Below are 771 nucleotides of genomic sequence, written 5' to 3' on the forward strand. Positions count from 1 at the left end.
TGTCAGAACGAGGCGGGAATGCCTCATTTCCAACATCGGCAATTGCCAGCACGATACGAACCCCTTGCCTGCCAGAGCTGCGCGCTGCGGTTGAGCACGACCCCTACCGCGCGAGCGGTTTAGTCCTGGGGTTGGGAGTTGCCAGTCAAATATTGCTCCCACTGGGCCGACTTGCCAAAGGCTCAATGCCTGAGGTAAGCGCAGTAGGAATCCCCGTCCTTTAGGGAGGGGAGGATGTCAATTTTTTCATCTCAATCTGAACTTCAGAAACCGGCGAGCTTCGTACTCCAATTCGCCGTCAGGCACAAAACCAAGACGGGCTAGGCCCCTGAGCCGTAACCTGCTGGGAGGCAATAGGATACTGACAGAGCCAATATTGAGTTCAGCCCGACGACCTAGCATTGAACGGAATAGTGCAGCGCCATACCCCCAAAATTTTGGGAGGAGGACTAGCGCAAAGTCAGCGCCATCCGCTTCTTTCTGAAAACCACCCCATCCGGCAAAGACGCCGTCTATACGAATTGCCCACGGGCCATAGCCATTCATCGTCCATTGACTATCTTTGCCAGCCACCCAATCAATAACCGATTTCTCAGTCCAATTGCCATCAGCAAGAGGCATATGGCGAATGACATCCGGATGATTCAATAACTGATGTTACGCAGTAGCTGCGAGAAGCAGCTGTAACTGATCATAAGCCGCGCGGGAGGCGTTGATCAGTAACTTGCGGCAAAGTGCGAATGGGTTCTTCTGCGTCTTGATGCTCAGGCA

Annotated in this window: 2 protein-coding genes; one reads left to right on the top strand and one right to left on the bottom strand. The window is 53.4% G+C overall.

The features are described 5' to 3' along the window. Window positions 1–224, top strand: a 224-nt coding sequence (locus CSQ89_RS23455) for a hypothetical protein (protein WP_233203448.1), incomplete at its 5' end; no start/stop codon positions are given. Between the two features lie 22 nt (window positions 225–246). Here CSQ89_RS23455 and CSQ89_RS23980 read toward each other — a convergent pair. Beyond that, window positions 247–648: a GNAT family N-acetyltransferase gene (locus tag CSQ89_RS23980; RefSeq protein ID WP_099408005.1), complete on the bottom strand. Its 402-nt coding sequence runs from the start codon at window positions 646–648 to the stop codon at window positions 247–249. Between the last annotated feature and the right edge of the window lie 123 nt (window positions 649–771).

It is taken from the genome of Chitinimonas sp. BJB300, from assembly GCF_002735695.1.
In the GTDB taxonomy this organism is placed as follows: Bacteria; Pseudomonadota; Gammaproteobacteria; order Burkholderiales; family Chitinimonadaceae; genus Chitinimonas.